Origin of the sequence: Flagellimonas sp. (assembly GCF_965222555.1) — a bacterium.
Taxonomy (GTDB): domain Bacteria; phylum Bacteroidota; class Bacteroidia; order Flavobacteriales; family Flavobacteriaceae; genus Flagellimonas.
The window spans coordinates 2,079,968-2,096,021 of sequence record NZ_CBDCUG010000005.1 but is presented as its reverse complement, the minus strand read 5'-3'; the positions used below and the strand labels follow the sequence as shown (position 1 = coordinate 2,096,021).

Here is a 16,054-nt window from a genome sequence, read left to right as displayed (position 1 = left end):
TTACTCCAACACCTCACCAATAGGTTTCCCAGTAGTTCCATTTGGAAATGCAATCCCTAATAAAGTGGCTATGGTAGGAGCAATATCCGGAATTTCAGTCCTATTTGCAGTGCTACCCTTTTTTATGCCGTTTCCATAGAACAGCAAAGGTACGTGCGTATCATAGATCATTGGAGAGCCATGGGTGGAACCTGTCCTATGATAGTCTGCAAAACCAGGACGTTGCACTATCCATACATCTCCAGACCGTTTTTGGTTGTAGCCGTTCTGAAGTAAATATGGTATTCCCGAAGTATACTCATTACCCCAAAGTTGATGGGCAGTATATACCTCATTCACCCCTTCATAACCTAAAAGTTCAAAAGCAATTTCCTCTTCCACATCGTCCAAATCCATATCCAAGTTGGCAATTACCTTATGATCTAAAAATATCTGCATGTCAGAAATTTGTTTTACTACATCAGTAGTGCCATACTTGTATTTTATAAACTCGGTGAACTTGGTTTTCATTTCATCCAAGTCCAAATATCCAGCCGGAATTTTTTGATCTTTTAAATAGGCTGGCACATTTACTGCTCCATGATCAGCAGTCAAGAATACAGTATATTGTCCAACTCCTACCTTATTGTCCAATGTGTTCAGAATACGCTCCAAATCCTTATCCAAACGTAAATACACATCTTGAACTTCCTTGGAATTCACTCCGTATTTATGTCCAATATAATCTGTACTTGAAAAACTGATGGCCAAGAAATCTGTTATGGCATCCGTACCCAAGCTTTCCTTTTCAAGAGCTTCAAGAGCAAAATCTGCGGTGATACTATTGCCATAAGGGGTGTATTTCAGGATTTCAAAATCCTTGGTCTTGCTCAATAGGTTTGGAGTGCTATGCGGAAATGTGGGCGTGGTTTCATCTTCAAACAATCCTTCATAACCATTATTGTCAGGGCCACTTTCCAAATACAAATTGATATCCTTCAAAGTTGTCCAAGGTTTTTTATAGGCCTCTACCCTATCAGACGCGTTAAAATCCATCACCCATTGCGGTAATTGCTGCATATAATACGTACTACTTATCCATTGGCCACTGTCTCCACCTTCAAACCAATAAGCAGCATTGGCAGCATGTCCGCCAGGCAATACCGCTCCACGATCTTTAAGTGCCACAGCAATCACTTTTCCTCTTTTTTGGGTATGCAGCCGCAACTGATCCGTAATGGTGGTGGTCACTAAACGGTGGGGCGACATTTCCCCAGCATCTGATGCAGTCCCTACTGATTCATAACCATCATCCGAGGCACAGTATACCTCTTTATCCTGGGTTTTATCGTACCAATTGTTGCCAATAATACCATGTGTGGCAGGTGTGGTCCCTGTATAAACCGATGCATGGCCAGGCCCGGTACTTGTTGGTGCATAATTAAAATGATGGTTCTTGCAATTAAAACCTTGACTAATCAATCGTTTAAAACCACCTTGCCCATAATGATTCCAAAAGCGGGTCAAATAATCATATCGCATTTGATCCACAACAATCCCAACCACCAATTTAGGTGATTGTGAAATTTGCACAGGTTTGGGCTCCGGAACATTCTTTCCTCTTCGCTGCGCTATGGAGGTACTTATACTAAAAAGCGATAATACTACTACTAACAGATGGATTCTTTTCATGGATCGTATTTTGTTAAACAGAAGCAAAACTATTCAATTATCTTTTTTAAAATTTAAATTCAAGGTTAAATGCACGGCAATATTCTTATTTTTATGGCTGCAAGTCTATTTTTAGTGCATGAATTATCTTGAAGCGATTGGAAAATACTTCATCATGGTTTGGGAAGTATTTAAAAAACCCACCAAATGGCCAATCATGAGATCCCTGATTTTAAAGGAAATCGATGAACTGATATATGGTTCCATGGGTATCATCATCTTTATTGCTTTCTTTATAGGAGGTGTTGTTACCATTCAGACCGCGCTAAACCTAAATAATCCGTTCTTGCCCAAAAGTCTCATCGGATTTGCCACCAGACAATCCGTTATTTTAGAATTTGCCCCAACTTTTACGTCAATCATTATGGCAGGAAAGGTAGGTTCTTATATCACATCCAGTATAGGTACCATGCGAGTTACCGAACAAATAGACGCATTGGAGGTCATGGGTGTGAATTCATTGAATTATCTGGTCTTTCCCAAGATAATTGCCATGTTTATGTATCCTTTTGCTGTTGCCATAGCTATGTTTGTTGGTGTTTTGGGTGGATGGATCGCTGCGGTTTTTGGAGGTTATGCCCCAAGTGGTGAATTCATCAAGGGGCTTCAAATGGAATTTGAATCGTTCCATGTGACATATGCATTTATCAAGACCCTCATATTTGCTTTTGTAATTGCCACAGTACCCTCTTTTCATGGTTTTTTCATGAAAGGTGGAGCTCTTGAGGTAGGTAAAGCAAGTACTACCGCTTTTGTCTGGACCAGTGTAGTCATCATCATTTTGAATTATATACTTACACAATTAATTTTAGGCTGATGATTGAAGTTGAAAACATCCACAAATCATTTGGAGATGCCCATGTACTGAAAGGCATTAGCACTGTTTTTGAAGATGGAAAAACCAATTTGGTCATTGGACAGAGTGGTTCCGGAAAAACTGTTTTTCTAAAGTGTTTGTTGGGGCTCTTTGAACCAGATGAAGGTCAAATTTGCTATAACGGGCAATTTTATTCTGAACTCTCCAGAAGCGAAAGACGTGATTTACGTCAAGAAATGGGTATGGTTTTTCAGGGAAGTGCCCTTTTTGATTCCATGACCGTGGAAGGCAACGTAATGTTTCCTTTGGATATGTTCACCAATCAGACTAAAGCTGAAATGCAAGATCGTGTAAACTTTGTACTGGAACGGGTCAACCTTATTGATGCCCATAAAAAATTTCCCTCGGAAATCTCTGGAGGTATGCAAAAGCGTGTAGCCATTGCACGAGCGATTGTAATGAATCCCAAATACTTGTTTTGTGATGAGCCCAATTCGGGCCTTGATCCCAAAACAGCAATCTTAATTGACAACTTAATCCAAGAAATTACCAAGGAATATAACATTACCACCATCATCAATACCCACGATATGAATTCCGTAATGGAAATTGGTGAAAAAATCATCTTTTTAAAAGATGGAATTAAGGAGTGGGAAGGCACCAATAAAGAAATTTTTAAAACGGACAATGAAGCAGTGACAAATTTTGTCTATTCCTCCGAACTTTTCAAGAAAGTGCGCCAGATGTATATTGAAGAAAGGAACTAACTGATGTCTTAGTCTGCTTCTTTCATTACAATGGTGCTGTCCTGAAGTCTGACCTTAAGCCAAGTCAACATCTTTTTTGCATCGTTCTCCTTTTGACTGTTTTGGATTCCATTTTTCCATTTCACCTCAAAAACAGGAACAGTATCCTGCTTTTTAAAGTCAGTTTGGATTTGATATGAAAAACCCAATCCCTCAATATTTGTATAATTGGCTTTAGCTTCAGCACTAATGTTGTTGAAGGGAATCTGTTTTCCCGCATTTTTGGTTAGAGTGGCCACTTCCTCTTCCAACAATCGTATTTGTTCATCCTTGTTCAACAATTCGGCTTTGTTTTTTTCATAAAGCTCACTTACATAATTGAACTTTTCTTCTGAATCATCCTTTCCACCCTGTAAAATCCGAAATTCCGCATCTTTCAATCGCGAATGTTCATTTTTTTGAACACGCCATGTATTGATGACATTTTCAGGAATCAATTCGTCCCCCATACAAACCAATTCGATCAAAGGAGTTTCTCCCTTGTTGAATTCCAATTTGGTTAAATTATCCACATATCGCCCAGATTCATTAAACTGATAGACTTCAATAGTTTCCTTTAGGAATTCTTGTGCTTGTTTCTTAAAAAGCGACTCCTGAAAAACCTGATAAAAGGTAAATCCGGCAGGAATCATAACCAAAATACCCGTTATGGAAGCAACTCGTGCAATAAACCGTCTTCGTTGCGAATTGGCATATCGAACCATTGGGAATCGCAAGAACTTAATGACCAAAAAAGTGGCCAAGCCAATAAAAATGGTATTGATAATAAACAGGTACATGGCCCCGGCCGCATACCAAGGCTTACCAATGGCCAGCCCAAAACCAACAGTACACAACGGTGGCATAAGCGCCGTGGCTATGGCAACACCAAAAATAACACTGGCAATTGTACCCTTTTTAGCCCGAGCAATCACCAAGGCCAAACCACCAAAAAATGCTATCAGCACATCACGGATATCAGGTTTTGTCCTAGCCAAAAGCTCTGAAGATTCATCCCGCAACGGAAACAGGTAAAAGAATAGAAAGGCCGTAACCACGCTCAGAACCACCATTACCGTAAAATTCTTGAGCGATCTACGCAACGTATCAATATCATTGATTGCCAAAGACATACCCATTCCTAAAATAGGCCCCATCAATGGAGAAATTAACATAGCACCGATAACCACTGCGGTAGAGTTAGCATTCAATCCAACGGAAGCTATAAAAATAGAGCAAATCAAAATCCAAGAAGTATGCCCCTTAAAAGGAATATCAACAATAATGGACTCTTTGGTAGCCGCGGCATCTGTATTGGTCCTTATCTCCAAAAGTTCGGAAAGAAACTTCCGTACACTGCCTAAAAGCCCCTTAAAGTCCTTTTTTACATCATCTCCACTATCTTGACCGGGTGTATTTTCCCCGTTAGCAAATAAATGTTCACTCATAATTATGCATACTGGTCACCAAATTTTTCCTTTACTTGGTTAAGCACCTCTTTTATGTTCTGCTGTTTAGATTTTGGATAAATCAACAACACTTCTTCTTTATCTACAATAATATAATCCTCAAGTCCATCCACAACTACCACTTTCCCCTTTGGGGAACGAATCATGTTTCCTTTAGCTTCATTCAATAATACCGTACTGTTTACAACAGCATTATCCTCAGCATCTTTATCCAATTTCTCATACAAAGCACCCCAAGTTCCAAGATCGTTCCAATCAAAAGTGGCTGGCAATGTAAAAATGGACTTGGATTTCTCCAAGATAGCATAATCTATGGAGATGTTCTCTGCCTTGGGATAGTTTTCCTGTATAAAGGCTTGTTCCTCAACCGTGTTATAACAAGAAATTCCCTGCTCGAACAACTGGTATTGTTTAGGCTGATAGTTTTTAAAAGCATTGACAATGGTATTCACTCCCCACATAAAAATTCCGGCATTCCAAAGGAAATTACCTTGTGCCAAAAACTCCTTTGCTGTTTCATAATCAGGTTTCTCCCTAAATTGGGACACCTTTTTCAGTTTTTTGTCACTTCCCTTTTCAAATTCGATATAACCAAATCCAGTATTTGGAAAAGTAGGTTGTATGCCCAAAGTACATAGCACTTCTTCTTTTTCACATTTGTCAAAACATGCTTTTACATTATTTTCAAATGCTTGCTCATCCTCTATCCAATGGTCACTGGGTGCCACGATCATCACGGCATTGGGATTCATTTTTTGGATTTTGAGCGAAGCATATAAAATGCAAGGCGCAGTATTTCTCATTGCAGGCTCTAGCACAACCTGTTCTTGTTTCACCATAGGCAATTGCTCCAAAACCAAATCGTTATAACGCTCATTGGTCAGAATCAAAATGTTCTCTGTTGGAATGAACCTGTTGAGACGATCGAACGTTTTTTGAATCAGGGTTCTTCCGGCGCCCAACATATCATGGAACTGTTTAGGGTTTGATGAAGTGCTCACAGGCCAAAAACGAGATCCCACACCCCCAGCCATAAGTATTGCATAATAATTTCTGTTCATTTTTGCTTATTCTTTACCTTAAAAAGGTGGTTCTATTGGTGCATTCTTAATCAGTTCCACTTCGGCATTGGGTTGAAACAAATATAACCTGCCCGAAGCCAATTCTACACACTCATATCTTTTTACCCGTTTTTGTCCTTTTTTAAACAATTTGCCGTTGTATAACCTAAAGGTACTTCCCATGGGCAATTCATACACATAACTGTTTTTCCGCTCCTCTTCATCAAATGCCTTCAGCGCAATGGACAAACGTGCATCAGTACTGCTACTTGCCTTTGGATTTTTAAAATGATTTGCAATGACTGGCAACAGTTGTGACGGAAATACTTCTGGACGTATGAAAGGCACCATTAAATGTTGAAAGGTTCGCTTCCATTCCAACCCATGAGGTTTGATTCTACGCCCGTATTTTTCAAAAGCTACCAAATGGGCAATTTCATGAATCAGGGTGATTAAAAACCGATATTTGTTGAGTGAGGCATTCACTGTTATTTGATGGAGACCATTGGGCAACCTTCTATAATCCCCATGCCTAGTGACCCGATGATTTACGATCTTTAAATGCACTGCATGGGTTTTGATGAGTTCAAAACAAGGTTCAACCGCACGTTCGGGCAAATATTTTTGTAAAGTGTCGCTCACCTTAACAAAGTTATAAGTTGATTTCTTTTGTGCGGAAAAATCCAAAGTTATTTTATCTAAATTTATCTAATTGAGCAAAATACCTGAATGATCTTACAAATTGACAACTACAAAATCCTAAAAAGAATAAAATTCTGGATACTTCCACTAATTGCGATGATTGGGTCTATTGCATGCAAGCAGCCAATTAAAAGCCCCGTTTTTCAAAAACCCAACATCATATTAATTATGACAGATGACCAGGGGTGGTATGATGTTGGTTTTAACGGAAACACCCAAATAAAAACCCCTAGTTTAGATTCACTCGCAGCAAATGGCATCATTCTCGATAGATTTTATTCAGCTTCCGCCGTATGCTCTCCAACAAGAGCTAGTTTGATCACGGGAAGAAATCCTTTGAGAATGGGTATTCCATATGCCAATAGTGGGCATTTGAAAGAAGAGGAAATTACCATTCCAGAAATCCTGCAAAAAGAGGGGTATACAACTGGTCATTTTGGTAAATGGCATTTGGGAACGTTAACAAAACAAATTACGGATGCAAATAGGGGTGGAAGAGAAGAATTCATTAATGATAATAGCATTCCAACTGAACATGGTTATGATGAATATTTTAGCACTGAATCCAAGGTTCCTACCTATGACCCCATGGTTTTCCCATCCGATTTTGCCCATCAAGAAAGTAAGAGATATGGGTGGAAATCCATGGAAAATCAGGAATCAAGCAAAGCATATGGCACTGCATATTGGAGTGGAGAAAATCAAAAAGTGACTGAAAATTTAGAAGGAGATGATTCCCGTATCATAATGGATCGTGTAATTCCCTTTATTGAAAATTCACACAAAGCAAACAAGCCATTTTTTACCACAATCTGGTTTCATACGCCACATTTGCCTGTAGTAAGCGACAGTATCCATAGAAGCTATTACAGTGACCTGGATTTACCTGAACAGATTTATTACGGGACTCTTAGTGCAATGGATGAGCAAATTGGTAGGCTGTGGAAAAAACTAAAGGAAGAAGGATTGGATAATAATACCATCCTTTTCTTTTGCAGCGATAACGGTCCAGAACTTGAAACACCTGGTAGTGCGGGTGTTTTTCGCGGACGCAAAAGAAGTTTATACGAAGGAGGTGTAAGGGTTCCCGCTTTTGTAATCTGGAAAGGTACATTTAAAGAAGGTGTTCGGATAGATTTTCCTATGGTAACAAGTGACTATATGCCCACCATTTTGGATATTTTAGACATAGAATACCCGAATAGTAGACCTATTGATGGCATAAGCATACTTGAAGTATTGAAAGGAAGTGAAATCCAAAGAAAAGATCCAATTGGATTCATATGCAAGCCGTACATTTCATGGGTAACACAGCAACACAAGCTAATAGGGGATTTAGAAAAAGGAAATTATGAGTTGTATGATTTATTGAACGATAAATCGGAAAAAGAAAATATTGCCAAACAAAATCCAGAACTTACAAGTAAGCTAAAAGAAGATCTTTCAGAATGGAGAAGTTCGGTAGAAAAAAGTAATAGGGGCATTGATTATAACTAGTATTCGGGTAAAGTTTTCATAAAAAAACGTTTACTTTTTTTCCATTCTTCTCACGAAAGCACTTGAAATGACCAATTTTTCTTAGTCAATATCTGTAATTGTTGTGTCATATCCTCGACTATACGGCCTCAACCATACGTTGTTTAGCCAATATTCTAAAACCTGATCTTGTCAAATGATATTTATTCTTCTTTTTATAGCTGCTGGATTTCTTGCCTATAGTAATGGCGCCAATGATAATTTTAAAGGGGTTGCCACCTTATTTGGCAGCGGTACCACCAATTATAAAAAGGCTATAAACTGGGCTACCATAACCACATTCTCTGGTTCGGTTGCAGCGATTTTTTTGGCAAGTACCTTGGTTAAAAACTTTTCAGGAAAAGGTCTTGTGCCCGATACATTGATTCAATCCCCTGAATTTGCAATTTCCATAGCTCTTGGAGCAGCACTTACCGTTTTTATGGCTACAAAAATTGGAATGCCCATATCTACAACCCACAGTTTGGTGGGAGCTTTGTTTGGAAGCGGTGTTGTAGCGGTAGGCAGTGCATTTAATTTTGCCAAACTGGGCAACACTTTTTTAATGCCCTTGATTGTGAGTCCGCTCATGGCTGCTGTGGTCAGTTTGATTGTGTACATCATTTTTAGGCGTTTACGGATAGCTTTAGGCGTCACTAAGGAAACCAGTGCCTATATTGGTGAAGAAAAAATTGCAGTGGCAAAACCTTTACACTCTAATAGTTTTAGCTCTGTGGAGACCAAATCGCAAAAAACATTGCACATATCCAAAGAACAGGACTTTATGGACAAGTATGAAGGAAACTTTATAGGAATAAATGCGCAAAAAGTTTTAGATACCGCGCATTATTTAAGTGCTGGAATAGTGAGTTTCGCCCGCGGGCTTAATGACACTCCCAAAATAGTTGGTTTACTTATTGTAATCAACACCTTGGATATTAAATGGGGAATGATCGTTGTGGCAATGGCCATGGCTATTGGTGGGCTCTTAAATGCGAAGAAGGTAGGGGAAATGATGAGTAAAAAAATTACTCCGATGAACAGTGGTCAAGGGTTTACGGCCAACCTTGTTACAGGAGTTTTGGTTACCACGGCCAGTGTACATGGGCTGCCTGTTTCCACTACCCATGTGAGTGTGGGTTCAATTTTTGGGATTGGAACTGTAACCAAAAAAGCTAACGTTAAGGTGGTCAGAAACATTCTTTTATCCTGGCTACTTACTTTGCCCATAGCGGCATTGTTCAGCGCTACAGTGTACTGGTTGCTTCTAACATTTAAGTAAAGGCACAAATTGCTTCTAGTTTGATTAAAATATGAAAATCGAGAACAGAATCCATCAAGGAGTGCTGTTACTCACCTGCAGTATTTTTCCATTGTAAAGTTTGTTTCCCGTAAGCGCAAAATCCTTGACATATGAAGCCATTTCCAAGGCTGTAACTGGTGCCTGATAACCTGGGAAGGCTTCTTCCAACATTTCTGTTTGTACCGCTCCAAGTGCCAAAACATTAAAACTGGGACCTGTCTCCTTAAACTCTTCTGCCCAAAGCTCTGTTAAGGTAATTACAGCTCCTTTACTGGAGCTATACGCAGAGAGTCCCGGAAATTTTGCACTGCCTTGCACCCCACCCATAGAGCTAATGGTGACCACATGTCCATTCTTGCCCATTTTGGGAAGTACGGTACGAGTCATTTCGGCCACGCCAAATACATTTACTTTGTAAACTGCTTCAAATTCTTCTGGAGAAGTTTCCAAAAAGGATTTGTTCAGTAAGCTCCCAGCATTATTTATCAGCACATCCACTTTGTTCCAATTCTGAAGAAAATCAGTTACTTTTTCAAAATCCTTCGGATTTGATAAATCAAAAGGAAAGGTGGATACGTTGGCCAAATTTAAATCGGCAATAGGCTTTTCATTTCGAGATAGGGCCAATACTTGATGTCCTTCCTTGGCAAAAAGCTTTACCAATTCAAAACCGATGCCCCTACTAGTTCCTGTGATAATGATGTTTGCCATATAAAAATCTCTCGATTGCGCTCGAGGCTACATTTAATTAATTCTATTGTCGTTCCCATGAAAATGGAGATTCAAAATACCCTTCAAGGATCAATTATTTTGAATTTATCTTGACTTCTTGAATCGGTGCATTGGCAATCCCCTCCAAAACTGGCAGTAATTTGTTCACCAAAGTGGCCATATGTCCAAAATCCATTAGGTCTATTTCATCGCCCACTTTATGGTAGTGATTAAAGTTGGTGAAATCGAAAGTACAATAGGTATGGGATGGCACCCCAAATTCTTTATGAAATGGGTAGTTGTCGGAACGTTGAAAAAGGTTGTATTCCTTCGCCGTTGGTAAAAATCCAACCAAATTCTCCTTGGCGTAGCTGTTGCTTACCTCTGCCAAATTGGAATTGTCATAACCAGTGATGTACACAAAATAATCCTTTCCCTGTAGTGGAACCCCAGTCATTTCAAAATTGAGCATGGCGTACAGGTTCAAATTTTGTTCTTTTAACTTTTTTGCCAAATGCTCTGATCCCAATAAGCCTTTTTCCTCAGCACTGAACAAGGCAAAAATCAGACTTCGCTTATTATTCTTATGGGTCCCAAAATAACGCGCCAATTCCATCACCGTAGTGGTTCCAGATGCGTTGTCATTCGCTCCATTGGCAATATAATCCCCATTTTCCGGGGCGATAGTGCCAATATGATCGTAATGTGCTCCTACCAAGATGTATTCATTTTTCAAAGTCGGGTCATTGCCTTCGACCACTCCCACCACATTATAAGAGGTGTCTTTAAAATTGGAAAGGGTATCCCGATAGGATTCAAAATAAGGCTTAACATGATAACTCTTGAAATAATTTTCGATATAAGTGGCCGCCATTTCTATACCCTCGCTACCAGAATCACGGCCTTTAAGATCATCCGAAGCGAGGTATTTCATAATATCACCCACTCGCTCCGAAGAGGTAAAAGCAGTCTTAGCTACATTTTTAACTTTTACCTCAGAGGTAGTTTCAGCTACGCTCCCCTTTACACCCTCGGGACCTGAAGCGGAAGTTGTTTTTGTAACAACTGATCTGGAAGAGCCACAACTTATTGCAAACAAGGTTCCGACAACAAGTAAAATTTTTTTCATTGTATTCGTTTTTTGAATTTTTTAAAGATAAAAAAAGCATCCTAAAAGGATGCTTAAAATAATATTGGTTTTGGATTATATCGGTACCGGCAATTAAGCCAACATAGTAACCGGATTTTCCAAGTAAGCTCTCAATGTTTGTAGGAATTGCGCACCTGTAGCTCCATCAACCGTCCTGTGATCACATGCCAAAGTCACTTTCATGGTACTACCTACCACTATTTCACCATTTTTGACCACTGGTTTCTCCACAATCGCTCCCACGGATAGGATAGCCGAGTTAGGTTGATTAATGATAGAGGTAAATTCCAGAATCCCGAACATCCCCAAATTGGAGACCGTGAAGGTACTTCCTTCCATTTCGTCCGGTTTTATCTTTTTGGTACGAGCCCTTCCCGCCAAATCCTTTACAGACGTTCCAAGTTGGGTAAGGCTCAACTGGTCTGCAAACTTAATTACAGGAACCACCAAACCTTCATCCACAGCAACAGCGACACCCATATGTACATGATGCTTGTATATGGTTGTATCAGCATTCCAAGTTGTATTTACTTGTGGATGCTTTTTCAATGCCATGGCACAAGCCTTTAGCACCATGTCATTGAATGATACTTTGGTATCTGGTAAATTATTAATCTGGGCTCTTGATGCTTTGGCATTATCCATATCAACCTCAATGGTGAGATAATAATGTGGAGCGGAGAATTTGGATTCACCCAAACGTTTGGCAATTACCTTACGCATGGTAGAATTTTTCACTTCCTCCATTCCTTCTTCCCCTACAGGTAGATTTATTGGAGCTGCCGCAACAGGAGCAGTAGTTTCAGCAGGAGCAGCAACCGCTGGTGCTGAAGCAGGTGCTTGAGATGGCTGGAAATTTTCCACATCTCTTTTTACGATTCTGCCATGGTCGCCTGAACCTTTTACATCGGCCAAATTGATTCCTTTTTCCCCAGCTATTTTCTTGGCCAGCGGGGAAGCCAAAATTCGTTGTCCGTTTGGAGAAGCCTGAACTTCCGGAGTCGCCTCCTGTACTTTGGGTGCTTCGGCTACAGCCTCTGGTTTTGCAGTACCTTCGGGAGCACTTGCTCCAGCAGGTGCATTCAACACTGCCCCAACATCCGTACCAGCTGGTCCAATAACAGCCAATACATCGTCAACAGGTGCTGATTCTCCTTCTTGTATGCCAATATGCAGGAGTGTACCTGAATAGAAAGATTCGAACTCCATAGTGGCCTTGTCCGTTTCGATTTCAGCCAAAATATCACCTTCTTCTACTTCATCTCCTACTTTTTTCAACCAAGAGGCAACAGTACCTTCTTCCATTGTGTCGCTCAAGCGAGGCATTTTAATGACCTCAACTCCTTCGGGAATTTCAGCACTTGAAGCAACAGGCGCTGCTGGAACTTCAGGAGCACTCTCGGTCTCAACTACAGGTTCAGCCGATGCCTGTGCACCTCCTCCATTCAACAATGCAGAAATATCTTCACCTTCATCCCCAATAATGGCCAAAAGCGAATCAACCGGAGCACCATCTCCTTCTTCAATACCAATATGAAGCAATGTACCTTCATGAAAGGATTCAAACTCCATTGTGGCCTTATCAGTCTCGATTTCGGCCAGAATATCGCCTTCCTCTACCTTGTCCCCTACTTTTTTGAGCCATTTTGCCACGGTTCCTTCTTCCATGGTATCGCTCAACCTAGGCATGTTGATTACTTCTGCCATCTACTTATAGTTTATGTTGTAAAAATGGATAATCCTCTTGTTCGTATACCGTATCGTACATCTGTTCCAACGGTGGAAAATCTGATTCCTCCGCAAACTTTTCACACTCCGACACCAAGGCCTTTACATTTTTGTCTATTTCCTTGATCTGGTCCTCGGTGGCCCATCCCTTTTCAAAAATGATATCCTTAACCTGGGTAATTGGATCTATCTTTTTGTATTCCTCAACTTCTTCCTTGGTTCGGTAATGCTGTGCATCTGACATGGAATGCCCTCTGTAGCGGTAAGTCTTCATCTCCAAGAAGGTTGGACCTCCTCCGGTTCGAGCACGCTCTATGGCTTTATCCACTTCTTTGGCTACCGTAGCCGGATCCATTCCGTCAACATCGGTACACGGCATTTCATAACCTAATCCCAATTTCCATATTTCAGTGGTATATGCTGTACGGGCTACAGATGTTCCCATAGCATAACCGTTGTTCTCACAAATAAATACCACGGGCAATTGCCAAAGCATGGCCAAGTTGAACGCTTCATGCAAAGATCCCTGTCTAACGGCACCATCACCCATGTAACACAAGGTCACTGAGTCTCTTTTAAAATATTTATCGGCAAAGGCCAATCCTGCACCTAAGGGAATTTGTCCTCCAACAATACCATGCCCACCGTAAAAACGATGCTCTTTGGAAAAGATATGCATGGAACCTCCATTTCCTTTAGAGGTACCTGTAACTTTTCCGTACAATTCTGCCATCACTTTTCTGGGATCCACTCCCATACCTATAGGCTGAACGTGGTTACGATATGCAGTGATCATCCTATCCTTGGTCAAATCCATGGCATGCAATGAGCCTGCCAATACAGCCTCCTGACCATTATATAAGTGAAGGAAACCCCTAACTTTTTGTTGAATATATACAGCGGCAAGCTTGTCCTCAAATTTTCTCCAGAACAACATGTCCTCATACCATTTCAGGTAGACTTCTTTGGTGATTTTTTTCATCAATGGTGTATTATATGAAATTCCCCTACATTGAGGAAAGGCAAAAATACATATATATCTGTTTTGTAAAAAAGATTTGGTTTAAGAATCGCTCAAAAATGAACTGCTAAAAGCCAAAGGCAGAATATGGTCCATTGAATCGCATTTGTAGATAGGTCCAACTTGGCCACGAAGCAAGATGGAAATTGGAGATTTTTGCTTCTGTTCATACTCTATAATCGATTGTCTACAATTACCACATGGACCGGCAGGTATGTCCACTACGTAATCTTTGGAGGTTGCGCTAATTGCTATGGTTTTTATTGTAACTCCTGGGTATATTGCTCCTGCCTGAAAGACCGCCACGCGCTCTGCACAAAGCCCCGATGGGTATGAAGAGTTTTCTTGGTTGTTGCCAACAACCACTTCCCCGTTCTCCAATAGAACAGCCGCACCAACTTTAAAATTGGAATAGGGAGAGTATGCATTCTCCCTAGCTCGTTCTGCATCACTTAACAATTTTTGTTCTATTTGTGACAGCTCATCTGGATTATCAAATATGGTAAGCTCAAAGCCAATCTGTTTTTTCTTCATGCTATCTGTTAGGTATTGACCAAAAATAAGAAAACCTGCCAATCGACAGGTTTTCATCTAATTCATATCGTTTTTTCACTAGTCATTGAGAAACTCCTCACCAAAATTAAAGGTAAGTGAAAAACGCAACGTATTTTCCAATGGGTTTCTAACCTGCGATGTAGAGAATAAATATGAAAGGTCTATTTGTGCTGACTTAAATTGAAAACCAGCTCCCAAAGTAAAGAACTTTCTTGAACCTTTATCCTCACTCTCATTAAAATATCCGGCACGTAGCATGAAAGCATCCATGTACTTATATTCTGCTCCCAAAGCCCATGTTACTTCTTTCAGTTCTTCGCTAAATCCATCAGGAGCATCTCCCAAAGATTCAAATGCGCCGCTTAAAAAACCTATTTGTTGATATTCATTATTGTCTTCAGCAGTAATTAATCCATCCCCCGTAAAATCTCTTGGAGTAGGCACCAAAAGTTTGTTGAATTCTGAATGAAGGCCTAAAACATTGTCTTGGTCAAAAATGAAATCAAAACCAGCACCAAATTTCAAATTGGTCGGTAAAAAGTTCTCCTGACCGCCTGCATCATATTGAATTTTGCCTCCTAGGTTGGAAATATTGAATCCAGCTCTCCAGCGTCCATCAAAACTATCATACGCAATTTCCCTTGAACGGAAAAAACCTGCAATATCTACCGCAAATGCGTTGGCCGCCTGCGAATCTTGTCCGCTTTCCTGAAATCTAAGGTTTGAACTAATAAACCTTCCTCCTACTGCCATGGAAAAGGTCTGGCTCAATTTTAATGAATATGATCCATCTATGGAAAACTCATTGGGTTTTACCAAAGTAGGATCCAACTGATCAAAAGTTTGCCGTAATTCTATTTCTCCAAGACCAAAATATCTCAAACTAAAGGCAAAAGCACTTCGGTCATTAATTTTATTATAATAATTGGCGTTTAAAAGAGAAACATCGTTGACAATACTCTCCAAATAAGGTGTATAACTTACCCCAATTCCTGTTTTTTGGTTTGCGAAAGCGAATTTTGCCGGGTTCCATTGCTGCGAGAAAGCATCAACAGAAGTAGCCACCCCCATATCTCCCATACCGGATGCACGAGCATCTGCAGCAATGGTCAAAAATGGAACGGCCGTGGTAATTACTCTTTCTTGTTGTGCGCTTATCTTTGGGGCCATGACAAACAACACCGCCAATACTAGTAACTTTTTCATTTTAAGCGTTTAGCGTTTAGTTAATGTAACGTCCATAGCGTATATTAAGTTCAGACGTATTACATGTAAACGAACTTTTCCATAAATTCTTGTAATCAAAGGCTTTTTTTTATGCAAATTCTCTGAAAATGATGTTACTTGTACATTTAATCGTCCTTTACCATTGGATTTAAAATCGTTAAAACTCCCATGCACCATACTATTTTCAAACCATTAACGTTTAAAATATAGTTCGGTGCCCGTAGAATAGTTTCCATAATTATTTATGAGCACAAAATATTATGGCAGAAACATCGTTTTAATGCCATCAAAGGATTTAAA

At 40.0% G+C, this 16,054-nt stretch carries 14 protein-coding genes; 4 read left to right on the top strand and 10 right to left on the bottom strand.

The annotated features are described in order from the left end of the window. Positions 1 to 1,671, bottom strand: a complete 1,671-nt coding sequence (pafA, locus tag ACOQO1_RS17740) for an alkaline phosphatase PafA (RefSeq protein WP_420604213.1) — start codon at positions 1,669 to 1,671, stop codon at positions 1 to 3. A gap of 118 nt (positions 1,672 to 1,789) precedes the next feature. On the opposite strand from pafA, the gene ACOQO1_RS17735 reads away from it, so the two are divergent. Further along, the gene (locus ACOQO1_RS17735) at positions 1,790 to 2,527 is read left to right on the top strand and encodes an MlaE family ABC transporter permease (RefSeq protein WP_097046979.1); all 738 of its coding nucleotides are present in this window, start codon (positions 1,790 to 1,792) and stop codon (positions 2,525 to 2,527) included. Further along, positions 2,527 to 3,294, top strand: a complete 768-nt coding sequence (locus tag ACOQO1_RS17730; RefSeq protein WP_420604212.1) for an ABC transporter ATP-binding protein — start codon at positions 2,527 to 2,529, stop codon at positions 3,292 to 3,294. The genes ACOQO1_RS17735 and ACOQO1_RS17730 overlap by 1 nt, the downstream gene beginning before the upstream one ends. A gap of 8 nt (positions 3,295 to 3,302) precedes the next feature. Here ACOQO1_RS17730 and ACOQO1_RS17725 read toward each other — a convergent pair whose 3' ends face one another. The 3 genes from ACOQO1_RS17725 to ACOQO1_RS17715 are packed head-to-tail and all read right to left on the bottom strand — an operon-like array spanning position 3,303 to position 6,484. Further along, positions 3,303 to 4,760, bottom strand: coding sequence for a DUF389 domain-containing protein (locus ACOQO1_RS17725; RefSeq protein ID WP_420604211.1), 1,458 nt, complete (start codon positions 4,758 to 4,760; stop codon positions 3,303 to 3,305). 2 nt (positions 4,761 to 4,762) lie between these two features. Next, complete coding sequence (locus ACOQO1_RS17720; RefSeq protein WP_420604210.1) at positions 4,763 to 5,842, bottom strand: mannose-1-phosphate guanylyltransferase; 1,080 nt, start codon at positions 5,840 to 5,842, stop codon at positions 4,763 to 4,765. 18 nt (positions 5,843 to 5,860) lie between these two features. Then, positions 5,861 to 6,484: a SprT-like domain-containing protein gene (locus ACOQO1_RS17715; protein ID WP_420604209.1), complete on the bottom strand. Its 624-nt coding sequence runs from the start codon at positions 6,482 to 6,484 to the stop codon at positions 5,861 to 5,863. Between the two features lie 87 nt (positions 6,485 to 6,571). Between ACOQO1_RS17715 and ACOQO1_RS17710 the strand changes: the two genes are divergently transcribed. Further along, a complete protein-coding gene (locus ACOQO1_RS17710; RefSeq protein WP_420604208.1) occupies positions 6,572 to 8,041 on the top strand; it encodes a sulfatase in 1,470 nt (489 codons plus the stop codon). Positions 8,042 to 8,216: 175 nt separating this feature from the next. Next, positions 8,217 to 9,341, top strand: coding sequence for an inorganic phosphate transporter (locus ACOQO1_RS17705; RefSeq protein ID WP_420604207.1), 1,125 nt, complete (start codon positions 8,217 to 8,219; stop codon positions 9,339 to 9,341). A gap of 54 nt (positions 9,342 to 9,395) precedes the next feature. Here ACOQO1_RS17705 and ACOQO1_RS17700 read toward each other — a convergent pair whose 3' ends face one another. From ACOQO1_RS17700 to porV, 6 genes are all read right to left on the bottom strand, one after another. After that, entirely contained in the window at positions 9,396 to 10,073 is a 678-nt protein-coding gene (locus ACOQO1_RS17700) for an SDR family NAD(P)-dependent oxidoreductase (protein ID WP_420604206.1), read from the bottom strand. A 94-nt stretch (positions 10,074 to 10,167) separates the two neighbouring features. Further along, a complete protein-coding gene (locus ACOQO1_RS17695) occupies positions 10,168 to 11,202 on the bottom strand; it encodes a M28 family metallopeptidase (protein WP_420604205.1) in 1,035 nt (344 codons plus the stop codon). Between the two features lie 93 nt (positions 11,203 to 11,295). Continuing rightward, positions 11,296 to 12,930: a 2-oxo acid dehydrogenase subunit E2 gene (locus ACOQO1_RS17690; RefSeq protein ID WP_420604204.1), complete on the bottom strand. Its 1,635-nt coding sequence runs from the start codon at positions 12,928 to 12,930 to the stop codon at positions 11,296 to 11,298. Positions 12,931 to 12,934: 4 nt separating this feature from the next. Continuing rightward, positions 12,935 to 13,933 (bottom strand): pyruvate dehydrogenase (acetyl-transferring) E1 component subunit alpha, encoded by a 999-nt coding sequence (gene pdhA / locus ACOQO1_RS17685; protein ID WP_420604203.1) that lies wholly within the window; start codon positions 13,931 to 13,933, stop codon positions 12,935 to 12,937. Between the two features lie 81 nt (positions 13,934 to 14,014). Then, on the bottom strand, positions 14,015 to 14,506 hold the full coding sequence (locus ACOQO1_RS17680; RefSeq protein WP_420604349.1) for a cytidine deaminase: 492 nt from the start codon (positions 14,504 to 14,506) through the stop codon (positions 14,015 to 14,017). 78 nt (positions 14,507 to 14,584) lie between these two features. Beyond that, entirely contained in the window at positions 14,585 to 15,733 is a 1,149-nt protein-coding gene (gene porV / locus ACOQO1_RS17675) for a type IX secretion system outer membrane channel protein PorV (RefSeq protein ID WP_420604202.1), read from the bottom strand. Positions 15,734 to 16,054 lie beyond the last annotated feature (321 nt).

What these genes read in the sequence shown, in the direction of transcription:
- ACOQO1_RS17730 (WP_420604212.1), top strand. Translation starts at nt 2,527, where the DNA reads ATGATTGAAGTTGAAAACATCCACAAATCATTTGGAGATGCCCATGTA.
- ACOQO1_RS17720 (WP_420604210.1), bottom strand. Translation starts at nt 5,842, where the DNA reads ATGAACAGAAATTATTATGCAATACTTATGGCTGGGGGTGTGGGATCT.
- ACOQO1_RS17705 (WP_420604207.1), top strand. Translation starts at nt 8,217, where the DNA reads ATGATATTTATTCTTCTTTTTATAGCTGCTGGATTTCTTGCCTATAGT.
- pafA (WP_420604213.1), bottom strand. Translation starts at nt 1,671, where the DNA reads ATGAAAAGAATCCATCTGTTAGTAGTAGTATTATCGCTTTTTAGTATA.
- ACOQO1_RS17735 (WP_097046979.1), top strand. Translation starts at nt 1,790, where the DNA reads ATGAATTATCTTGAAGCGATTGGAAAATACTTCATCATGGTTTGGGAA.
- ACOQO1_RS17725 (WP_420604211.1), bottom strand. Translation starts at nt 4,760, where the DNA reads ATGAGTGAACATTTATTTGCTAACGGGGAAAATACACCCGGTCAAGAT.
- pdhA (WP_420604203.1), bottom strand. Translation starts at nt 13,933, where the DNA reads ATGAAAAAAATCACCAAAGAAGTCTACCTGAAATGGTATGAGGACATG.
- ACOQO1_RS17710 (WP_420604208.1), top strand. Translation starts at nt 6,572, where the DNA reads ATGATCTTACAAATTGACAACTACAAAATCCTAAAAAGAATAAAATTC.
- ACOQO1_RS17695 (WP_420604205.1), bottom strand. Translation starts at nt 11,202, where the DNA reads ATGAAAAAAATTTTACTTGTTGTCGGAACCTTGTTTGCAATAAGTTGT.
- porV (WP_420604202.1), bottom strand. Translation starts at nt 15,733, where the DNA reads ATGAAAAAGTTACTAGTATTGGCGGTGTTGTTTGTCATGGCCCCAAAG.
- ACOQO1_RS17690 (WP_420604204.1), bottom strand. Translation starts at nt 12,930, where the DNA reads ATGGCAGAAGTAATCAACATGCCTAGGTTGAGCGATACCATGGAAGAA.
- ACOQO1_RS17700 (WP_420604206.1), bottom strand. Translation starts at nt 10,073, where the DNA reads ATGGCAAACATCATTATCACAGGAACTAGTAGGGGCATCGGTTTTGAA.
- ACOQO1_RS17680 (WP_420604349.1), bottom strand. Translation starts at nt 14,506, where the DNA reads ATGAAGAAAAAACAGATTGGCTTTGAGCTTACCATATTTGATAATCCA.